Genomic DNA, 20737 nt, shown 5'->3' on the forward strand with positions numbered 1-20737 from the left:
TTAAGTAGTGTGATGAACGCTTTCGTCGAGGAAGGGATGATGAATCGGGGTCAGGGAAGCCTGAGCCAGACGTTTAGTCATCAAAATCAGGAAGCTACCGAGGAAAATCAGTGCGATTCCAATCTCAATAATAAACCCGTTTTCCCCCTTCATTGTTCCGGGCATGAACATCAAATAGAAGTCAGACCAATGGCCAATTAGAATGGCGATGCTCACGATTTTGAGCATGATCATCTGACGCTTGGCATCGCGGGTCATCAGCACCAAGAAGGGGAAGACGAAGTTGATAGCCAAGTTGGAATAGAACAGCCAGGTATACTGGCCGTTAAAGCCGCCCAGACGCTGGTTGAAGTACACTGACTCCTCGGGCATGTTGGCGTACCAGATGAGCATGAACTGCGAAAACCACAGGTAGGTCCAGAAGATGCTGAAGCCAAACATAAACTTACCCAAGTCGTGTAGGTGGCCGTCTTTCAGCAGGGGCAAGTAGCCGGCCTGCTTGAGTAGGATGGCACACAGCGTAACAGCTGCAATACCCGATACCCACCATGAGGCGAATACATACCAGCCAAACATGGTAGAGAACCAGTGCACGTCAACCGACATTACCCAGTCCCAAGCCGACATCGACGATGTAACGGCGTAGAATACAAGGAACAGGGCCGAGACATTGATGCTCTTATGGAAGTAAGCAGTACCGCCGTTCAGGTCTTCGGACAACGACAAATCGCGCAGACGCTTGGTGAAGTAAATCCACAGGCCCAGGTAAACGACCATCCGGATAACATAGAACGGTATGTTCAGGAAGCCCGACTTACCAGCAATGATGGCATCGTAGTTAGCGTTGCCTTTGTCCATGATACCGGGTACGGTCCAGTGGAATAGGTCGTAGTTGATGAAGTTGAGGCCGAATACGACCAGCATAATCACCAGACCGGGCACCAACCAGGCGCTGAGTGCCTCATTGATACGCTTTACCACAACCGACCAGCCCGCGTAAGCCACGTACTGAATAGCCATGAACACGGTACCAATGGCCGACACGCCCGTGAAGAACACGTTGTTGTGCCACAGGCTCACGATGATACGCTTGAGCCAGGGTGCGCTGCTGTGATGCTCACCACCACCGTGGCCGGCAGCTACTGCCCCATGGGCCGCCGTGGCTCCATGAGCAGCGGCAGCTCCTTCGGCAGCCTCATGGCCACCGCCACCAAACAGCGAGACAATAACGCCCACTATCAGCAGAACCACACCGGCTATGATAATGAGGATGAAATTCTTACGAGTTCCCGAGGTTACCTCCAGGTATTCCGCCGTAACGCTTTCCTGATGTGTCAGAGTTGCCATAGCAGGGGATTAAATAGCTTCGCCGTTGCGTGCCGGGTCGCCCGCTCCGGGGTTCTTCGACATCTCGTTCGAGCCAGCTTTTGTGGGGTTCGTTTTCATCTGGCCTGACGTCATAATCGAGTCGGCCGTGGGTACGTTAGCATTAGGGCTGCCAACTTTTACCATATCAGCCAGCCCATCTGGGCCTTTGCCAAGCTGCAGAGCCCGCACATACATGGCTATTTTCCACCGCTCTTCAGGGTTCACCTGCGAGCCGTGTGGCATCATGCGGTTACGTCCCCACTGAATTACGTGGTAGATGTGACCGTCATTCTGGTTCTTGTATGCGCCTGCCGAGTAATTGGGCACCCCTTTGAACTTGATACCTACCGGTCCCTGTCCATCGCCCTGCTCACCATGGCAATGCTGGCAGTTACGCGAGTATAGCACCTTGCCTTCTTCCAAGTGAGTTTTGGTGTAGGCATACGGGTTGTTCAACGTAGTCTCTGCCGTTTCTACATCGTCTTTGGCGATGTGCGTGTAGTAGGCCAGCTTGCCGCGTGGAATAGTACCCACAGCCGGCGTACGCTCGTTAATACCCATAGGATTAACGCGGTTGGCACCCACTTGGCTCAGCGGCTCGTACGGAATAGAGGTGTACATCTCAGGGGCGTACTCCAGGCCCGGATCGTTGGCCTGATTACAGCCCGTAGTCAGCGCCGCAGCCAGCAGCACCGCCGACGCCTGTAGCGATATTTTCAGCGAGTGCATCATTAGAACTTGGACATTTCTTTTTGATTAACCTCCGATGCCCCATTCTCGCGCAGGATCTGCGTGAGCTTGTTCATATCGGTGTTCTCATTCACTTCAATGGCCATCACGAACTTGTCGTCGGTCGAACGCACATCCAGTACCGGAGTGCGCCAGCGCGGGTAGAGCTTGCTGATGGCGTAGAAGGTAATCACCATTCCGTGGCAGCAGAAAAGCACGGTCAATTCGAATGTTACCGGAATAAAGGCTGGTAACGCGATATGCGGCTTGCCACCGATAATCATCGGCCAGTCGAAACCCAACATATAGATCTGCATCCATAGTGCGAACGACAGGCCAGTGAGACCGAAGAAGAACGCGGCAATGGGCAGGCGCGACCGTTCGATACCAAGAGCGTCGTCGATGCCGTGGATGGGGAACGGGGTGAAGACTTCGTAGATTTTAACGCCGGCTTCCCGAACGTTTTCCACGGCGTGCAGCAGCACGTCCTCGTCTTCGAAAATACCGAGGGCGAAGCGCTTAGTCATGCTTATCGTAGTTTACCGGGGCCGAGGCAGGCACTCCGTGGGTGGTAACGGGTTGAGGGGCGTGGTGCGGATCGCGGCCGGTGTAGGTCGGGCCATTATCCACCGTGTACTTGAGCACCGACTTTACTTCGGCCATGTTAATGACCGGGAAGAACTTGGCGAACAGCAGGAACAGCGTAAAGAACAGACCAATTGTACCCACGTAGATACCTACGTCGATAATAGTTGGCGAGAACATAGCCCACGAGGAAGGCAGGTAGTCGCGGTGCAGTGAGGTTACGATAATCACGAAACGCTCGAACCACATACCGATGTTCACAATAATCGAGAGGATGAACGTGAGCGGGATGCTGTAGCGCACTTTACGGAACCACACCAGCTGGGGCGTAATCACGTTGCAGGTCATCATGGCCGCGTAAGCCCACCAGTAAGGGCCGGTAGCCCGGTTGATGAAGGCATATGATTCGTACTCCACCTGCGAGTACCAGGCAATGAAGAACTCCGTGATATACGCCACACCTACGATCGAGCCGGTTACCATCATGATTTTGTTCATGAGGGCGATGTGCTCAATGGTGATGTAGTCTTCCAGCTTAAACACAACCCGGGTAATAAGCATCAGCGTCAGTACCATGGCGAAACCCGAGAAGATAGCACCAGCCACGAAGTAGGGCGGGAAGATGGTGGTGTGCCAGCCCGGTACAACCGAGGTAGCAAAGTCCATCGATACGATGGTGTGTACCGAGAGTACCAGCGGGGTCGAAACACCGGCCAGAATCAGCGAAACGGTTTCGTAGCGGCTCCAGTGCTTGGCCGAACCTTTCCAGCCCATGCTCAGCAGCGAGTAGGCTACTTTAGCAATCGGACCCTTGGCCCGGTCGCGGATGGTAGCAAAGTCAGGAACCAGACCGGTGTACCAGAACACCAGCGATACGGTGAAGTAGGTCGAGATGGCGAATACGTCCCAGAGAAGGGGCGAGTTGAAGTTCACCCACAGCGAACCAAACGTGTTCTGCAGCGGGAATACCCAGTAGGCCAGCCACGGACGGCCCATGTGCAGTACCGGGAACATGGCCGCGCAGATTACGGCGAAGATGGTCATGGCCTCGGCGGCACGGTTGATGGACGTCCGCCACTTCTGACGGAACAGCAGCAGTACAGCCGAAATCAGAGTACCGGCGTGGCCGATGCCTACCCACCACACGAAGTTGGTGATATCCCAGGCCCAGCCGATAGTTTTGTTCAGACCCCACTCACCGATACCATACCAAAGGGTGCGGTAAACAGAGTAGAAGAATACGCCGAGGAGCAGAAGGGCGACGCTCAGGGCGGCCATCCACCGAATATTCGGGGCGGCTTCTACCTGGCGACACACGTCCTGGGTGACGTCGTGGTACGTTTTCCCCCCGGTTACGAGCGGCTCCCGTACAGGTGATACGTGCTGCATAGTGGTTGAATTTGGTTGTTGGGGCTTCAGGAATTCGGGGACTTGGCTTCGTGGCGAATGAACTGGCGCTATAAAACCAACTCCCTAAATCCCCAACAAGCTAAGCACCGATAGTTTAAACGTTGAAATCGAGTTGATCCGTGTTACGGATTTTGGTCAGGTAGGTGATGTTGGGCTGCACGTTGATGGAGTCCAGGGCGTGGAAAGCCCGCTCCCCATCTTCGCGGCGCAACAGCTGCGACAGGCGCGACTCGGGGTCACGCATATCGCCGAATACGATGGCTTGGGTAGGGCACGACTGAGCACAGGCCGAAACAACTTCCCCATCCCGGGGGCGACGCTTCTCCTTCTTAGCCTCCAGCTTACCAAGCTGAATCCGCTGCACGCACATGGAGCACTTCTCCATCACGCCGCGGGCGCGCACCGTTACATCGGGGTTGAGTACCATGCGACCCAGGTCGGTGAACATGTGGCCGTTTACAGCTTCGAACTTCTCGTTGCTGTAGTACGAGAACCAGTTGAAGCGACGCACCTTGTACGGGCAGTTGTTGGCGCAGTAGCGGGTACCTACGCAACGGTTGTAGGTCATCTGGTTGAGACCTTCCGAACTGTGGGTAGTAGCCAGTACCGGGCAAACCGTTTCGCAGGGAGCGTGATTGCAGTGCTGGCACATGAGGGGCTGGAACACCACCGACGGGTTGGCCGACGGATCTTCCATAGCCGCGTAGGTGTCGAGCTTGCCCTTCTCGTCAAACTGCTCTTTATTAGCGTCGGAGCTGTAGTAGCGGTCGATGCGCATCCAGTGCATCTCGCGGCGGTTGATAACCTCCTGCTTGCCTACTACGGCCACGTTGTTCTCGGCCTGACACCCAACTACGCACGCACCGCAACCGATGCACGAGTTAAGGTCGATGGCCATCCCCCAGTGGTGGTTCTTGTACTCGTAGTCCTGCCACAGCGACACTTTACGAGGAGCCTCCAGTCCGTCGGGGGTCGAAATTCTGATGTAGTTGGTTACCTCTTTGGGGTTCTTCTGGTACTCCTTCAGCGACGCCACCTGCACCACTTCTTCGCGGTCCATGATGGTGTGGTGGGTCTGGGTCTGAGCAATCGGCGACTGGGTGCCGGTAGCCTCAATCTGCACCGAGGTGGTGTAGTTGATAGTGCCGTTACGCATCGTCAGCAGCGGCAGCACGTTAGCACCAACCTGGTCGGCAACTTTACCGGCAGCCTCGCGGCCGTAGCCGATGGCAATACCGATAGTGCCGGTAGCTTGGCCGGGCTGAATCAGGATGGGTAGCTGAATACTCTTGCCGTTGGCCGTTACCTTCACTACATCACCCTGCTCCCACTTCTGCTCCACGGCATAAGCGCGGGGAACAGTTACGTAGTTACCCCAGGTAGCCTTCGAAATCGGGTCGGGCAACTCCTGCAGCCAAGGGTTGTTGGCTTGGGCGCCGTTACCAAGGCCTACTTTCTCGTAAACAGCCAGCTCAATGCCAGCGCCCTTGTTGGCACGAATCGCGCTCATGGCGCTATTCGTATCCATTGCGGGCTCCAACTGGGCAACCGGAGCGGGCAGAGCCGAGCCGCGGGCTACGCCATCGTGCACAACTTTATCCCAAGCTTTCACGAAGCCCGCGCTGCCTAATACGCCCTGCCACTGCTGGCGGAGGTAGTTGTAGTAAGTGGTCGGGTTACCGGCCCAAGTCAGGAGCGAATCCTGCGCCTGACGGGTGGCAAACAGTGGCGTAATGACGGGCTGGGCCAAGCTCAGGTAGCCGCGCTTGGGCTCATAGTCATTCCACGATTCCAGGAAATGGTGGTCGGGAGCGGCGTAAAGGCACAGCTTGCCGGTTTCGTCGAGCCGGTCGTTAAGCGAAATGCTGGTTTTTACTTTGCCAGCCTGCAGTGCTTTGCCCAGTTCGGCACCCATTGGGTGGTCGTACACGGGGTTGGCATTGTAGAAAATCACTGCGCCAATCTGACCGGCGATGATGTCCTTGATCAGACGGGCCATGCGGGCGTCGTCGCCCTGGCGTACGTAGGAAGGGTTAGCTGTATCGACAGCGGCTGAGCCGAGGTTCTGGTTGATAGCGGCTACCAGCGTCTGGATGCCGGGGTCGTTGATGCCCGATACGACAAGGCCGCGCGAACCGGCGCGACGCAGGGCGGCCGCCGCCTCGGCGAGCTTCTTGGAGGCTGGGGCAACGCCCCCTCCCACTACGGCATTATACAGGTCGGCTGTGGCCGCACCCATGGCCGAAGGCTTCAGCGACTCGCGAACATCGGCGTTGGAGCCGGTAAGCGAGAGGTTGGTTTCAAACTGGTAGTGCTTCGACATGGCACGCCGCTCGCTCGATACCTTGCGGTTCTCCACGTACTGGCGGGCAAACTCCACGGGCGAAATCCAGGTACCCAGGAAGTCGGCGTCAAGGCTCACAATAACGTCGGCCTTGCTGAAATCATAGGCCGGCAGTACGCCGCCATTAGCCCGGAGAAGTGCCGACGACGAGTTCACGTCGTACATCACATGCTCGCCCCCACCGAAGCGGGCGGTAAACTCGTTGATTACTTTTTTGGTCGAGGGGCTGATGATAGTCGGCGACACGATGGCCACGCGGCCCGCACCGGCCAATGCGGCCCGTACTTCTTGGTCGAGCTGATCGGTAGCAATGCGCTGGCCCTTTTTGGTAAAGAACTGCAGCCGGGCATTATCATACAGGCTCAGGACAGCTGCCTGGCCACGAGCCGACAAGCCGCCACCCGTGATGGGCGACTCGGGGTTGCCCTCCAGCTTGATCGGCCGACCCTCACGGCATTTCACGAGCACGGCATTATAATCCTGGCCGTTGAAGAACGTGGAGGCGTAGAAGTTGGCAATGGTAGGATCTACTTCCTCGGGCTTGTTGAGGTAAGGAATAGCCTTACGGACGGGCGCTTCGCAGCTGGCCAGCGTCGCGGCGGCCAATCCGAAGCCCATCAGCTTCAGAAAGTCGCGGCGCGGGGCAACTGTCGCATCCGTCGAACCGTGGCCTTCCTTCACCGGCATGAAGTCGGCAAACTCGGTCATGGCGTTCTTGATGAACTCCGGCGAGTTTTCCAGTTCCTCAATTCCCTTCCAGTACTTGGGCGACTCTTGCATTTGTTGGGGGCTTGGGTTCCTGCGCACTGGGGGTCTTATGTTCGACGCCCTGCGGTCCGCAAGAGGGTGCTTGTCTTGACTTGGGAAGTTGTGTGTTGATCTTATTGCGCTGAAGGCTGACAAGAGCAATTTTGATTGCTCTCCAGGCTTACCGCACTAAGCGCTTAGTAGTGGCACTTCGAGCACTCGGTGCCGCCATTCGACGATACCGTGAAGGGAACTGCGCCGTTCTTGGAGTCGTGCAGCTTCACGAGGTTGTCGTAGTAGCCGTTGCCCTTGGTGTTGAGCGGCGTTTCGCGGTGGCAGTTGATGCACCAGCCCATTGTGAGGGCCGAGTACTGGTAAACCACTTCCATGTTCTCGATAGGACCGTGGCAGGTTACGCACTCCAGACCGGCCACTTGGGTATGCTGGGAGTGGTTGAAATAGGCCAGATCCGGGATGTTGTGTACCCGCACCCACTGGATAGGCTGTTTGCGCTCGATGGCACGGTAAATCTTCTTGATTTCCGGCGACTCCGTCTTGATCTGCGAGTGGCAGTTCATACAGATGTTAGGCGACGGAATGTTGGCAGATTTGCCCTTGTACACCGAAGTGTGGCAGTAAGCGCAGTTGATCTGGTTTTCGCCGGCGTGCAGCTTGTGCGAAAAAGCAATAGGCTGGGTAGGCTGGTAGCCTTGGCTCAGGCCTACGCCCATGGCACCCTGAATAGTTTCGTAGAGCACAGCCAGCACAAACACGGTGCCCACGATACCGCGTACAGCCGTCGACTTGTAGATACGGCTGTAGTCGAAACGCTCCTCAATCTGCTCCCGGTCGCGGCCATCGAGGTCCTTGCGGCCGCGCAGCACGTCCTTCATGATGTTGGCAATAATAACCAGCGTTACCACCAGTACAATCAGCACCACTACCAGCACAATCAGCAGGATGTTCATGGAGCTGCTGGCCTCACCGTTTGCAGCAGCTGTACCATCCACTGCGGCAGCATCACCCGACTGGGCAGTCAGGCCAGTGGCTGCGCCCGTAGGCTTACCCTCTTCCGAAGTAATGTAGGCAACGATAGACGTGATTTCGGCATCCGAGAGCTGGAAGCTCGGCATCTGCTGCTTCTGGTACTGATTGTAGATTTTCACGGCGTACTCGTCGCCGGAAGCTACCACCTTGCTGGAGTTCTTGATCCAAGGAATGATCCACGACATGGGCCGACGCTTGGTGATGCCGGCCATGGCTGGTCCCACTACCACTTCGTTGATGGCGTGGCACTGGGCGCAATTGCCTTTGAACAGCGCATCACCGGCGGCAATGGCGGCCGGGTCGGCGGTGGTGGTACCGGCAGCGGCGGCCGGCGCAGCGGCGGCTACGGTGCCGGGCGTTACGCCAATGTCGCTGGGGTTGTTAGAAGTCGCCACCTCTGCCCCATCCGACTGGACTCCTTGGGCCATGGCATAACCAAAGCTGACAAAGAACAGAAGCAGAGCAAGAAAGAGGCGGGGAAGGGAACGTAGTCGGATGCTATCCATCGCACAGATTAGCTAAAAAAAAGAAACGCGGGGGTGCTTCAAGGCCACAAATGTAACTTGGGAAAGCCAGAGAACAAACCAACGGGGGCTATTTTTCGCCCTCCGCGGCAAGCTTAGACTTATTCTAAGCTCTATTATTTTGTTGCTTTCTAGCAACCCAGTACCTGCCTGAACACCTCAATTCGGGCCCGGCCGCCGCACAAGGGCTGCAACCTATTCGGCTCGGCAAAAAAACCCTCGTTACAAGGATAAGGTTTGAGGCTGGACAGTCAAAAAGCTGAGAGGCAAAACTTTCCCTGTAATCTACTTGAATATAGCTGGTTATTGCGGCTAAAAAGCATACCTTTGCCCCTCATTTATTTTTTCACATCATATTCCACCCCGTCGTAATGGCAGTAAGAAATTACGAGACGGTCTTCATTCTGACTCCCGTGTTGAACGAGAGCCAAGTGCAAGAGACGGTCGAGAAGTTCTCGCAGGTGCTTAAGGAAAATAGCGCCGACATCATCAACCTTGAATCGTGGGGCCTTAAAAAGCTGGCCTACCCGATCGAGAAAAAAAACACCGGGTATTATTTCCTCGTGGAGTTCACCGGCGAAGGCAACATCGTAGATGTGCTGGAGCTGGCCTTCCGTCGTGATGAGCGCGTCATCCGTTTCCTGACTACCGTACTGGATAAGTACGCCCTGGAATACGCTGGCCGTCGTCGCAAAGGCGAAATGAATCAACCCAAACCTAAAACGTCCGAAGCAGTTGGCTAAGCAACGTAAAATGAGTCTCGCCAACGAGCGTCTGCACAAGCAGGACGCCCGTAAGAAGTACTGCCGCTTTCAGAAAGCCGGTATCAAGTACGTCGACTACAAAGACCCGAACTTCCTGCTGAAGTTCGTCAACGAGCAGGGCCGTATTCTGCCCCGTCGTATTACCGGCACCAGCCTCAAGTTCCAGCGTAAAGTAGCCCAGGCAGTAGCCAAGGCGCGCCACCTGGCCCTGATGCCCTACGTAACCGACTCGTTGAAATAAGTTGTTGGTATTTAGTTGTCGGTTGTCAGTTGTTAGCTGAAGCAGACCTTTTGAATCTAACAACTGACAACTAACAACTAGCAACTCAAAAAAGACATGGAAGTATTTCTGAAAGACGACGTTAAGGGCCTCGGCTACAAGAACGACCTCGTGACGGTAAAGCCCGGCTACGGCCGCAATTACCTGATGCCCCAGGGCCTGGCCGTACTGGCCGACAAAACCAACAAGAAAATCGTTGCCGAGAACGTCCGTCAGGCCGCTCACAAGGCCGACAAGGTGAAGGGCGATGCCCAGGGCCTGGCCGACCAGATCGGTGACATGGTACTCGACATCCCGGCTAAGGTGGGTGAAAGCGGCAAAATTTTCGGCCGCGTAACCACACTGCAGCTCTCCGACGCCCTCAAGGCGAAGGGCATCGAGGTAGACCGCAAGCGTCTCTCGTTCGATACCGACCCCACGTCGGTAGGCGAGTACACTGCTTCGGCCGACCTGCACCGCGAGGTGAAGCACAAGATTCGTTTCAACGTAGTGGCCGAGTAGGCTGCCACAGAAACGCCATTGAGGCAAACAAAACGCCCGGTTGCTTTAGCAGCCGGGCGTTTTGTTTATTGGCCACGGCATAAACTGCCCTACTTATTACGACCTTTGTTCGTATACCCGTCTGGCTGGCTTCTTTTTTGAAGTTTGTGCCGGTCTTCTCTCCCATCTTAAAGGCAGCAACTGAGCCGCGTTTCCACATAGGCAATGCGCCCCGCTGACCGGTCCGTTTGGCCGGAAGCGGGCGGTTGAGTAGGTTGCCTGCCCGTTGGCCCGTTCGGGGTCTAATTCAGCCCAATGTTTCGTACTGAAATCCCGCTTACGCCCCTCCCCCACCAGTTGCCGCCCTCGGCCCGGGTGCTCACGCTGGGCTCCTGCTTTTCGGATGCTATCGGCGCGCGCCTGACCGAGTTCAAGGTCGCGACGCTGGTTAACCCGTTTGGCACTGTGTTCAACCCCATCTCGGCCTGCAAGCTGCTACGCGCGGCGGCCGGCGAGGATGTTGACTGGCAACAGCACTTGGTAGAGGCCCGTGGCCGCTGGCAGAGCTACGACCTGCACGCCGAAATTGGGGCCGACTCGCCGGTGGAGCTGTTGCAGCATATCAACGAGCTAACCCGCGAGGTAGGGGTGTTCCTGGCCACGGCCGATGTGGTGGTACTCACGCTGGGCTCGGCCTTTGCTTACCGCCTGCGTGAAACCGACGAGCTGGTGAGCAACTGCCATAAGGTTGCGGCCGACCAGTTCGACAAGGAGCTGCTGACGGCCGATGAAATTATTGCAGCCGTTGCCGAAACCCACGCGTATCTGCGCCGGGTAAATCCTAAGCTGCGTTTTGTACTGACAGTGAGCCCTGTGCGCCATCTTAAGGATACGCTGGTGCTGAACTCGGCCAGCAAGGCGATGCTGCGCGTGGCCTGCCATTACCTGAGCGAGCTGCTGCCCGATGTTACCTACTTCCCGGCCTACGAGCTGCTGGTAGACGACCTGCGCGACTACCGCTTTTACGCCACCGATATGCTACACCTCTCGGAGTCGGCCGAGAACTACGTGTGGGACAAGTTTACGCGCACCTACTTCGACGCGGCTTTCGGGCGCTTTAAGAAGGAGTGGGAAGGCATCCGGCAGAACCTGGGCCACCGGCCCCTGCACCCGGCTGCCCCCGAGCACCGCGCCTTCCTGGAAAGTACGCTCGAACGCCTGCGCAAGCTCAGCACCACAGCCGATGTGCGCATGGAGCTGCTGCATGTGGAGCGCGAACTGGCCAACCTGCCCGAGCCCAAGGCTCCGGCACCTATAGAGGAGGAGGTATACGATGATGGCGAGGAGCGCATCGACATCGGCTCGTTCGATGACCAGGCCGCGACCCCGAAAGTACAGCCCGTTGCCGCTGCGCCGGTAGTAGCTGCCGCCATTGAGCCAGCTACTAAGCCGGAAGCCGGCAAGAAGCAACCTGCGAAGAAGGAAATCAACCGGGCGGTGTTTGCCAAGACCCGGCTTACATCCCAGGCCAGCCTCATCCGGCCCGGTTCCGGCTTACTGGTAGAGGATGCCGAAGAGACGGAAGCCGAAGAAACCGATACGACTGACACAACTGAATCCGCTGATTCGACTGTGTCGGCTGAATCGGCTTACGACCACGCCTACTCGCCCACCAGCACCGACCTGACAGATGAGGTCGAAACTGATGAGGACGACGAAACTGACGAAGCCGATGAATCGGGTGAGCCAGAGACGCCTGAGGAAGCGGCCCGCCGTAAAAAGCGCCGTTCGCGGGGTGGAGCCAAGCGCACCAAGCGCAAGCACGCCCGCTTGGCCGCTGAGCAGGGCCACACCGAAGGGCAGCCCGAGGGCAGCGCTGTAGCCACTGCGCCCGCGCCACTGCCCGATGCGCCATTGCCCCGTACTTCGGCCAATACTGTTCAGCCTGATGACCAGGAGGAACCGGCATCGGAAGTGGTGTACGTGACGGAAGCACAGTTGCGCCAACCCCGCCCGCAGCCCACGCCCTCTGCTGACAGCCCAATCGAGCCAGCCAGCACCGACGACACCGAGCCGGCCACACCGGAAGCAGACGAAACAACGCCCGAAGCCCGTCGTAGCCGGAATAACCGTCGGGGCAACAAGCGCGAGCAGGCCCCACGTTATGGTGGCCGCCCCGGCCGCCAGCCGCTTTACGCCATCGATGCCGAAGGCCCTGCACCTATTGCTGCTGATACGGCTCCCGCGGCAACGACTACGCCCACGGAGAGCAACACCACTGAGCCGGTGATGCCGAGCCCGGCCGTACCAGCATCTGCTGAGGTAAGCGAGAAGCCAGCCGCAAAGAAGCGCACCCCAAGGCCGAAAGCGCCCCGGCAGCCGGCAGTTGCATCAGCTACTCCAGCCGAACCGGCACCCGTTGAAGCTGCGCCAGCAGCAGCGACTCCGGTAGCCACACCCGCTCCTGCCGCTCCAGTAACACCAGAGCCTGCCGCTGCTAAACCGGCGGCCCGGCCTGCTCGCCGCAAGCCCGCTGCGCAGCCTAAAGCGACTACCGCCGCTGTAGCAACCGAAGCTGCGCCACCGAAAGCTGCTGCCCAGCCAGCACCGGAAGCTGCCAAGGCTCCGGTCCGAAAGCGAGCTGCTGCCAAACCGAAAGTTGCGGCAACACCTCAGGCTGCTGCTACCACTGAACCTGCCCTGCCAAAGCCAGCCGCCCCTGCCAAGCCTAAAGCACCAGCCAAAGCGAAGCCGAAGGCGACCAGCGAGGCACCCCCCAAAAAAACTCCTAAAGCCGCAGCCAAGCCCAAAGCAGCGGCCGAGAAGGCTGTAGCTGATCCGAAGCTTACTGCTGCCAAGACGGCTCCGGCCAAAGCCCGAACAGCCGCCAAACCAGCCAAGAAGTCTGGGCCCAAAAAGCCAGAAGCGCAGTAAACACAAAACCCAGCCCCACCGGCTGGGTTTTGTGTTTATAGGGAATTTGCACTACTTCACAGACAGTCAGTTTTCACTGCAACTGCGCAGCTTGCAATAGCAGCTACCAGGCCCGAACTGTCGTCTGCACACAAAATCGGCTGGCAATTCGGGCAAGCTCCTGCCTCATTGCATCAAGCGCCCAACATGATGGTAGCAACGGGTGGAATTTGCGCTAACAGCTTCCGCGGGGCCGGCCGGTGCTGTATCTTTACTACCTGTTCCGCCACCGCGGGCTGCTGCCGGCCAGCCGGTATTTATGTTTCTGTTTTTGCCTTCTGTTGAGTCTTTCGTTTGATTTTGTACAGCCCGCGCCGGAACCGGCGGCCGACCGCGTCACGCTGTTCGCCGACGTTATTCTGCCCCTGCCGCTGCCCCGCCTCTACACCTACCGCGTACCGTTCGAGCTGAGCGACCAGGTGGTAATTGGCGGGCGCGTGCTGGTACAATTCGGGGCCAAACGGACGCTTAGCTGCATTGTGGCGGCCGTGCACCAGACGCCGCCCGCCGCGTACCAGGCCAAGTACATCCTCGAATTTATCGACGATGCGCCCGTGGTGACCCAGCCCCAGCTAAAGCTGTTCGGCTGGATTGCCGAGTACTACCTCTGCACGCTGGGCGAGGTGATAAATGCAGCGTTGCCCTCGGCCCTCAAGCTCAGTTCCGAAAGCCGGGTGCAGCTGCACCCGGCCTACGAGCCGGACAATCACCCCTACCCACTCGGCGAGCAGGAGCAGAAGGTGGTGGACGCGCTGAGCACCGGCGAGGAAGTAGGCAAGTCGCTGACGTTTACTGAGGTGGGCGAGGTGCTGGGCATTGCCTCCTTCCACAAGTACATCAAGTCGTTGATGCAGAAGGATGTGGTGTTCCTGTTCGAGCACCTCAAGGACAAATTTTCGCCCAAAGTGGTGAAGAAGGTGCGGCTGGCGCACCGCTACGTAGCCGAGGCGGCCTTGGAGGAGCTGTTCGGGCAGCTGGCCAGCAAGGCCAAGCAGCTCGATGTGGTGATGCGCTACCTGCAGCGGGTACCCGTGTATCAAAGTGAGCACGCCAACCACCGGGGCCTCGAAAAAGCGGCCCTTACGTCGGCTCCGCACCTGTCGCCCTCGGCGGTGAACACGCTTATCAAAAACGGCATTCTGGAGCAGTTCGACCAGATTGTATCGCGCTTTCCGTTGGATGAGGATGATGCCCAGGCCAACATGCACTTCACGCTGAGCGAGACGCAGGTGGAAGCCCGCGACGCGGTGATGCGCGAGTTTCAAACCAAAGACATTGTGCTGCTGCACGGCGTAACGGGCGCGGGCAAAACCGAAATCTACATCGACCTGATAAAGCAGGCGCTGGATGGTGGCGGGCAGGTGCTGTACCTGCTGCCCGAAATTGCCCTTACGGCCCAGATTGTCACCCGGCTCATGCGGGTGTTCGGCTCGCGGCTGGGCGTGTACCACTCCAAGTTCTCCGACAACGAGCGGGTAGAAGTGTGGAACGGGGTGCTCTCGGGCCGGTTTCAGGTAGTGGTAGGCGTACGCTCGGCCGTGTTTCTGCCCTTTGATAATCTCTCGCTCACGATTGTGGACGAGGAGCATGAGTCGAGCTATAAGCAGTACGACCCGGCCCCGCGCTACAACGCCCGTGAGGTGGCCCTGATGATGGCCCACTTCCAGGGCAGCAAAACGCTACTCGGTTCGGCCACGCCGGCCGTGGAAACTTACTACCAGGCCCGCGCCGGGCGGTACGGGCTGGTGAGCCTGACCAAGCGCTTCGGCGAGGCGGGCCTGCCCGAAATCGTACTCGTAGATACCCGAAAGAGTCGGGAGCAGAAGACCATGCTCAACCACTTCACGCCCGAGTTGATGGCGGAAATGGAGAGCAAGCTGGCCCAGCAGGAGCAGGTGATTCTGTTCCAGAACCGCCGCGGCTACGCCCCGTTCATCAACTGCCTCGACTGTGGCTGGATACCCAAATGCACCAACTGCGCCGTGAGCCTCAGCTACCACAAGCAGGCCCACGAGCTGCGCTGCCACTACTGCGGCCATCACGACCGGATGCCTACCCAGTGCCCCGCCTGTGGTTCGCGCAACGTGAAAACCGTAGGCTTCGGCACCGAAAAAATCGAGGATGACTTGAAGGTGATGCTGCCCCAGGCCAACGTGCAGCGCATGGACCTGGACACGACCCGCGCCAAGAATTCGTATCAGCAGATTATTTCCGACTTCGAGCAGCAGAAAACCAACGTGCTGGTGGGCACTCAGATGGTGACCAAGGGCCTCGACTTTGCCAACGTGAGCCTGGTGGGCATCATCAACGCCGACTCCATCATTCACTACCCCGACTTCCGGGCCCACGAGCGGGCCTTCCAGATGTTTGTGCAGGTGAGCGGGCGGGCGGGCCGCAAGGGCAAGAAGGGCCGCGTGATTATCCAAACGGCCGACCCCGAGCAGGTCATCTTCGACAAGGTGATGCGCAACGACTACCTGGAGTTCTACGAGTACGAAATAACCCAGCGCCGGGAGCACGGCTACCCGCCGTTTATGCGCATCATCCGCCTCACGGTGAAGCACGTGGATGTAACGGTGGGCGAGCGGGCGGCGCTGCTGCTGACCCAGGAGCTGGTAAACCGGCTGGGCCGCGAGGCCGTGCTGGGGCCCGAGGCGCCCTATATCTTCCGCATCCGCAACTTCTACCTCCAGGAAATCACCATCAAGCTCAGCCGCGAGCACACCGTGCTCAAAGCCGCCAAAGCCGACGTGATAGCCGCCATGGACATAGTGCGCGACCAGAAGGAGTTCAAGCAGGTGCGCCTGGCTGCCGACGTAGACCCGATGTAGGCGAATTGCAATGGCGGTGTTGCGCTACACGTGCAACTCATTGGGAGCCCACCAGCAACAAGGTAAATCCTGCTAGTAAAAGCAGGGCGGACAGCCACCAGAATAAAGCAGCCAAACCTAGTAATAGGCCTATCCCAAAAGTAACTCCAGCGCCTAAGAGAAGTTGCTTGCCTAATTTCTTACCTGAAGGCTTATCAATTTCATTTTTGATAGATAACACCGCTTCTGGGGTGGTATTCATTTCTCGCGCTTCCCTCTGTAAACGTCGCCGGCCCTTAGGTCCTTGAACAAACAGCAGTGCAACCCCTAGACCAAACAGAATAAATCCCGTCAAAACCCCGATTCCTTGGGCCAACCCTCCCCAAGAGGTTGGTGTAGGGTCTGTAGAGCCACTAACTATTGCAACACCCAATCCATAAGCCGCCATCACCGCACCGCCTACATTCACAACCGTTGTTAGCGGGTCGGCTGGGATGGTAGGAGTTGGTCGCAACAGGCGTTCTAGAGCCGTATCGGGTAGGGCCACCAGTAACGTGGGCGGAGCGACTACCCAGCCATCCCGCACCTGTACTACTGGTTGAGGTGTTAGACCAGCAATCAGGTCGGGAGATCCTTGGGGCAAGGCAGCGGATGGCACCGGCTCGGTAGCGTACTTATTTAACAACGGCGGCACATCGGCAGGTTGCGGGCGAACTGCACCGTACTCACTGACTCGCGGGAGGGTTGGCGAGAAACGGGCGCTTTGGCAGCAGGCCAGCAAAGTGCATGTTAATATAGCGGTCAGTAATGTGCTTCTCACCATAAAAATTGAGCGTAGATGTTGGCTGTATGAGAGGGACGAAGGAGCTACTATGGCCCTTATGTAATGGATGATGAAAAGTACTGCAATGCGTGGTAGTATCTAATCCTTTTTCAGCTGAATCAGATTTCACAAAAGCACTCCGGATGCCTTATAAAGCCGCTCACGGCACTCCGGGCCACGCTCAAATCAGACTTCACGAAAAACGCCCCGGCTGCCAACTGGCAACCGGGGCGTTCTATAGCAATGTACGCTTTGTCTAGATTTCGTCGAGCAGGTACAGAATAACCAGTACTACACCGATGATGAAGATAATGGAGCCAAGGATGCTGAAAATGGCACCGATAGTACCCCCTAGTACGCCAAGTAAGCCTACCAGCAAGCCCACCAGCATCAGAATAAGACCCTGACGCAACTTGCCTTCAAGGCGGTTGGTAGCAGCCGTTTCCGACGACTTCTTCACGATGCCGGCTTTGGCCGCCAGCTTATCAGCTTGCTTGGTGATTTTATTCACCAACGCTTTCTGCATGAAGTTAAGCTTGGCGGCTTTGGTACCCTTGGCCGGAGCGGCAGCCGTTACGGGAGCAGCCTTGGCAACTGGTGCAGCTGTGGCTACAGCGGCGGGGGCAGCTACGGGAGCTACAACAGCCTCGGGCATTGCCACTGCCTCAGCAGCAACCTGCGGCGCTACAGCAACCTCGGGGGCTGGGGTTGGCTTGATGATGGTAGACCGCTGGGTGCCGTGGTAAGCCGAGCCCGTTTTGGGCAGCATAGCATACTCGGCGCGGTTGCAGCTCGTTAGAGCAATACCAACGGCCGCTACAGCGGTGAGTTTGCGCAACAGACTGGACAAGTGTTTCATAATAAAAGAAAGAAAAGTGGAAAATGTGAGAGCGTTTTGTACGAGCTAAATTAGAAAATAAGCATACATAAACAGAAAAATCATCCAATTATGCGCCGGCGTGCGGAGACTCTGGCCAAGTGGCCAAGTGCTTACTGCCGCCCGCACCCGCTAACTCAAGCCATACCGAACCGTTCCACCGACCTTTCTGTTAGCAGCAAGTCCGATATTTGCCTTCCGCTTATGGTCAACCAAATGAGATTATTCCTGCCCATCAGTGCGCTGGGAATCCTGCTGCTAGGCATCGGGGCCTGTACCCAGTCGCTGAGCGAGGGAACGGCCGCCCAGCTCATTGAGCAGCGCCGCGCCAACATTGCTCCCGATACCAGCGGCTACGAGCGGCGTGCCCCGCAGGATATCAATGGTATCGGCAAATACTACATGGGCCGCCAGATTGCCCACGTAATGGGCCACGAGGGTGCCTCCTGGCTCGACCGCTCCAACCGCGCCCGCGAGGAAGACACCGACCAGCTGTTGCGGGCGCTCAAGCTAAAGCCCTCCGATGTGGTGGCCGACATTGGTGCTGGCACGGGCTATTTCACCTTTAAAATGAGCGCGCTGGTACCTCAGGGGAAAGTGCTGGCAGTCGATATTCAGCCCGAAATGCTGGCCAGCCTGCGCGCAACCACGGCAAAGCTGGGAGCCAACAACGTGATTCCGGTGCGTGGCACCACCCAAAACCCCAACCTACCCGCTGGCCAGGTCGATTTGGTGCTGTTGGTAGATGCCTACCACGAGTTCGACCACCCGCGCGAAATGGCCCGTGCCATCCGTCAGGCACTCTCGCCCACCGGCCGGCTGGCGCTGGTCGAGTACCGGGCCGAAGACCCCAACGTACCCATCAAGCGCATCCACAAAATGAGCGTGGCGCAGGCCCGCCGCGAAATGGCCGCCGTAGGCCTGCGCCTCACCGACTCGGTGGAAACCCTGCCCCAGCAGCATCTGCTATTTTTCCAGAAATAAGCTTTTTTCTTAGCTATTAGCTGACAGCTGTTGGCTGTTAGCTCCCGTTCTTTGCGCTGCCGTTTGCTTTTGCTGATTAGATTTCGGCAAAAGCAAACGGCTTTATCATACTCGCTCAAAAGCTAACAGCTGTCAGCTAATAGCTATCAGCTCAAAAAAAATGTCTGACCCGCGCCGGCTTTCCATTCACGATTTCACCTATCAGCTTCCGCCCGAGCGCATTGCGCCCGAGCCCTTGGCCAACCGCGACCAGTCGCGGCTGCTGGTTTATCAGCAGGGGTTGTTGGGCGACCGGACGTTCTGCGACTTGCCCGCACTGCTACCGCCCGATAGCCTGCTGGTGTTCAACGATACGAAGGTGGTGCGGGCGCGGCTGTTTGCCCGGCGGCCGACAGGCGGCATGGTGGAGCTGTTTTGCCTGGAGCCGGTAGCGCCGCACCGCGCTATTGAGTTGGCCATGCAACAAACCGGCTCCTGCGTGTGGAAATGCCTGGTGGGCAACGGCCGCCGCTGGAAAGAAGGCCCCGTAACGTTGGAGTTCGAAGCCCACGGCCAGCCGGCCACCCTCCGGGCCGAGCGCACCGAGCAGCACGACGGCTACGCCCTGATTGCTTTCAGCTGGGAACCGGCCGAGCTACCGTTTGCCGAGGTGCTGCGTGCCGCCGGCCACCTGCCCCTGCCGCCCTACCTCAACCGCCCCGATACGGACGTGGATGCCGTGCGCTACCAGACGGTGTACGCCGCCCACGAGGGCGCCGTGGCCGCTCCTACGGCCGGGCTGCACTTTTCGGATGCCGTGCTGGCCGAGCTGGCCGAGCGCCGCACTGCCGCCGCCCGGGTAACGCTGCATGTGGGCGCGGGCACGTTTCAGCCAGTGAAGGCCGACCAGATGGCCGACCACCCCATGCACGGCGAGCCGTTCAGTGTAACGGCCGACACGCTGCGGCGGCTGCTGGCGCACCTGGCAGCCGGCCACCCCATCATTCCGGTGGGCACTACCAGCCTGCGCACGCTCGAAAGCCTGTACTGGCTTGGGGCGGCGCTGGTGCAGCAGCCGGCCCGGCTGCCTACCTGGCACGTTAGTCAGTGGCAGCCCTATGAGCCCGACACCGAGGTATCGACCCAACAGGCACTGGAGGCGCTGTTGGCCCAACTGGAGCTCACCGGCTCCGATACGCTGCACGCCACCACCCAACTGCTGATTGCGCCCGGCTACCGTTTTCGAATGGTGCGCGGCCTCATCACCAACTTTCATCAGCCCGAAAGCACGCTGCTGCTGCTAGTAGCCGCCCTGCTGGGGCCCGACTGGCGGCGCGTGTACGAGCACGCCCTGGCCAACGACTACCGCTTCCTCAGCTACGGCGACTCGTCGTTGCTGCTGCCCTGAGCGGCAGGCGAAGCCACCAGCAGAAGGAAAGGGAGAGCAGAACCACGCGCCCGACCTTACCCGGAAGGACAGCTTAGGAGGTTCCAGCTCATGATGGTAGCCAGGCGAACTTTACTGTTGCAGAAACCTGTTTACCGTCTTATGCGGCTCATTTCCCGCTGTCTTCGGCATTTCGCCGTATAAGGCCCCAAGTTCTTTTTTCCACTTGCTTTCCATCATGAAAAAGATATTTCTAACAGCTGCTGCCCTGGTTTTCACTACGGCCGCTGCTTTTGCTCAAAGCACCCCAGCCACCATTACCCCCGCTCCTACTGCCGATGACCGGACCAAAGCAGGCGAAGTAATCCAGGATGCCAAGCAGGGCACTGTGGAGGCTGCCCAAGCGACGGGCAACGCAGTAGAAACCGGCGCCCGCGCAACCGGCAACGCAGTAGAAACCGGTGCCAAGGCAACCGGCAACTTCGCCGAAAAAGCCGCCAATAAAGCCGCCCGTGCCGCCAAGAAAGCCGCCCGCGCCACCAAGAAGGGCGCTAAGGCCGTTAAGAACAAAGCCGTAGACGTGGTTGACTAAACGCACTTCGTTTCTTGTATAAAAAAAGAGCTTG

At 58.1% G+C, this 20737-nt stretch carries 16 protein-coding genes; 8 read left to right on the forward strand and 8 right to left on the reverse strand.

All coding sequences use genetic code 11. The features are described 5' to 3' along the window. From HW554_RS01495 to HW554_RS01520, 6 genes are all read right to left on the reverse strand, one after another. The gene (locus tag HW554_RS01495; protein ID WP_246285047.1) at window positions 1-1347 is read right to left on the reverse strand and encodes a quinol:cytochrome C oxidoreductase; all 1347 of its coding nucleotides are present in this window, start codon (window positions 1345-1347) and stop codon (window positions 1-3) included. Between the two features lie 9 nt (window positions 1348-1356). Continuing rightward, entirely contained in the window at window positions 1357-2100 is a 744-nt protein-coding gene (locus HW554_RS01500; protein ID WP_176906583.1) for a c-type cytochrome, read from the reverse strand. Further along, complete coding sequence (locus HW554_RS01505; RefSeq protein WP_176906584.1) at window positions 2100-2624, reverse strand: DUF3341 domain-containing protein; 525 nt, start codon at window positions 2622-2624, stop codon at window positions 2100-2102. The genes HW554_RS01500 and HW554_RS01505 overlap by 1 nt, the downstream gene beginning before the upstream one ends. Continuing rightward, window positions 2617-4071 (reverse strand): NrfD/PsrC family molybdoenzyme membrane anchor subunit, encoded by a 1455-nt coding sequence (gene nrfD / locus HW554_RS01510; protein WP_246285049.1) that lies wholly within the window; start codon window positions 4069-4071, stop codon window positions 2617-2619. The genes HW554_RS01505 and nrfD overlap by 8 nt, the downstream gene beginning before the upstream one ends. Window positions 4072-4186: 115 nt before the next feature. Continuing rightward, complete coding sequence (locus HW554_RS01515) at window positions 4187-7216, reverse strand: TAT-variant-translocated molybdopterin oxidoreductase (protein WP_176906585.1); 3030 nt, start codon at window positions 7214-7216, stop codon at window positions 4187-4189. Between the two features lie 164 nt (window positions 7217-7380). Further along, window positions 7381-8658: a cytochrome c3 family protein gene (locus HW554_RS01520; protein WP_176906586.1), complete on the reverse strand. Its 1278-nt coding sequence runs from the start codon at window positions 8656-8658 to the stop codon at window positions 7381-7383. 467 nt (window positions 8659-9125) lie between these two features. Between HW554_RS01520 and rpsF the strand changes: the two genes are divergently transcribed. The 5 genes from rpsF to priA all read left to right on the forward strand — a co-directional run bounded on the left by rpsF (window position 9126) and on the right by priA (window position 16082). Beyond that, window positions 9126-9497, forward strand: coding sequence for a 30S ribosomal protein S6 (rpsF, locus tag HW554_RS01525; RefSeq protein WP_092738889.1), 372 nt, complete (start codon window positions 9126-9128; stop codon window positions 9495-9497). Between the two features lie 10 nt (window positions 9498-9507). Then, entirely contained in the window at window positions 9508-9759 is a 252-nt protein-coding gene (rpsR, locus tag HW554_RS01530) for a 30S ribosomal protein S18 (RefSeq protein ID WP_019947036.1), read from the forward strand. Window positions 9760-9855: 96 nt separating this feature from the next. Continuing rightward, a complete protein-coding gene (rplI, locus tag HW554_RS01535; RefSeq protein WP_176897942.1) occupies window positions 9856-10299 on the forward strand; it encodes a 50S ribosomal protein L9 in 444 nt (147 codons plus the stop codon). A 294-nt stretch (window positions 10300-10593) separates the two neighbouring features. Continuing rightward, the gene (locus HW554_RS01540; RefSeq protein ID WP_176906587.1) at window positions 10594-13212 is read left to right on the forward strand and encodes a GSCFA domain-containing protein; all 2619 of its coding nucleotides are present in this window, start codon (window positions 10594-10596) and stop codon (window positions 13210-13212) included. A 320-nt stretch (window positions 13213-13532) separates the two neighbouring features. Further along, window positions 13533-16082: a replication restart helicase PriA gene (gene priA, locus HW554_RS01545; protein WP_176906588.1), complete on the forward strand. Its 2550-nt coding sequence runs from the start codon at window positions 13533-13535 to the stop codon at window positions 16080-16082. Between the two features lie 37 nt (window positions 16083-16119). Here priA and HW554_RS01550 read toward each other — a convergent pair whose 3' ends face one another. Together HW554_RS01550 and HW554_RS01555 are read right to left on the reverse strand one after the other, a co-directional pair. Next, the gene (locus HW554_RS01550) at window positions 16120-16437 is read right to left on the reverse strand and encodes a hypothetical protein (protein WP_176906589.1); all 318 of its coding nucleotides are present in this window, start codon (window positions 16435-16437) and stop codon (window positions 16120-16122) included. Between the two features lie 703 nt (window positions 16438-17140). After that, window positions 17141-17743 carry a hypothetical protein gene (locus HW554_RS01555; RefSeq protein WP_176906590.1) on the reverse strand — a complete coding sequence of 201 codons (603 nt, stop codon included), beginning with the start codon at window positions 17741-17743 and terminating at the stop codon, window positions 17141-17143. A 234-nt stretch (window positions 17744-17977) separates the two neighbouring features. Between HW554_RS01555 and HW554_RS01560 the strand changes: the two genes are divergently transcribed. The 3 genes from HW554_RS01560 to HW554_RS01570 all read left to right on the forward strand — a co-directional run bounded on the left by HW554_RS01560 (window position 17978) and on the right by HW554_RS01570 (window position 20703). After that, window positions 17978-18745: a class I SAM-dependent methyltransferase gene (locus HW554_RS01560; RefSeq protein ID WP_176906591.1), complete on the forward strand. Its 768-nt coding sequence runs from the start codon at window positions 17978-17980 to the stop codon at window positions 18743-18745. A 160-nt stretch (window positions 18746-18905) separates the two neighbouring features. Further along, window positions 18906-20132: an S-adenosylmethionine:tRNA ribosyltransferase-isomerase gene (locus tag HW554_RS01565; RefSeq protein WP_176906592.1), complete on the forward strand. Its 1227-nt coding sequence runs from the start codon at window positions 18906-18908 to the stop codon at window positions 20130-20132. 217 nt (window positions 20133-20349) lie between these two features. Next, window positions 20350-20703: a hypothetical protein gene (locus tag HW554_RS01570; RefSeq protein WP_176906593.1), complete on the forward strand. Its 354-nt coding sequence runs from the start codon at window positions 20350-20352 to the stop codon at window positions 20701-20703. Window positions 20704-20737: the final 34 nt, after the last annotated feature.

Origin of the sequence: Hymenobacter lapidiphilus (assembly GCF_013377885.1) — a bacterium.
GTDB classification, from domain to species: Bacteria; Bacteroidota; Bacteroidia; order Cytophagales; family Hymenobacteraceae; genus Hymenobacter; species Hymenobacter lapidiphilus.

Coding starts and splice junctions, on each gene's coding strand:
- HW554_RS01495 (WP_246285047.1), bottom strand. CDS start 1,347: ATGGCAACTCTGACACATCAGGAAAGCGTTACGGCGGAATACCTGGAG.
- HW554_RS01500 (WP_176906583.1), bottom strand. CDS start 2,100: ATGATGCACTCGCTGAAAATATCGCTACAGGCGTCGGCGGTGCTGCTG.
- HW554_RS01505 (WP_176906584.1), bottom strand. CDS start 2,624: ATGACTAAGCGCTTCGCCCTCGGTATTTTCGAAGACGAGGACGTGCTG.
- nrfD (WP_246285049.1), bottom strand. CDS start 4,071: ATGCAGCACGTATCACCTGTACGGGAGCCGCTCGTAACCGGGGGGAAA.
- HW554_RS01515 (WP_176906585.1), bottom strand. CDS start 7,216: ATGCAAGAGTCGCCCAAGTACTGGAAGGGAATTGAGGAACTGGAAAAC.
- HW554_RS01520 (WP_176906586.1), bottom strand. CDS start 8,658: ATGGCCCAAGGAGTCCAGTCGGATGGGGCAGAGGTGGCGACTTCTAAC.
- rpsF (WP_092738889.1), top strand. CDS start 9,126: ATGGCAGTAAGAAATTACGAGACGGTCTTCATTCTGACTCCCGTGTTG.
- rpsR (WP_019947036.1), top strand. CDS start 9,508: ATGAGTCTCGCCAACGAGCGTCTGCACAAGCAGGACGCCCGTAAGAAG.
- rplI (WP_176897942.1), top strand. CDS start 9,856: ATGGAAGTATTTCTGAAAGACGACGTTAAGGGCCTCGGCTACAAGAAC.
- HW554_RS01540 (WP_176906587.1), top strand. CDS start 10,594: ATGTTTCGTACTGAAATCCCGCTTACGCCCCTCCCCCACCAGTTGCCG.
- HW554_RS01555 (WP_176906590.1), bottom strand. CDS start 17,743: ATGAAACACTTGTCCAGTCTGTTGCGCAAACTCACCGCTGTAGCGGCC.
- HW554_RS01560 (WP_176906591.1), top strand. CDS start 17,978: ATGAGATTATTCCTGCCCATCAGTGCGCTGGGAATCCTGCTGCTAGGC.
- HW554_RS01565 (WP_176906592.1), top strand. CDS start 18,906: ATGTCTGACCCGCGCCGGCTTTCCATTCACGATTTCACCTATCAGCTT.
- HW554_RS01570 (WP_176906593.1), top strand. CDS start 20,350: ATGAAAAAGATATTTCTAACAGCTGCTGCCCTGGTTTTCACTACGGCC.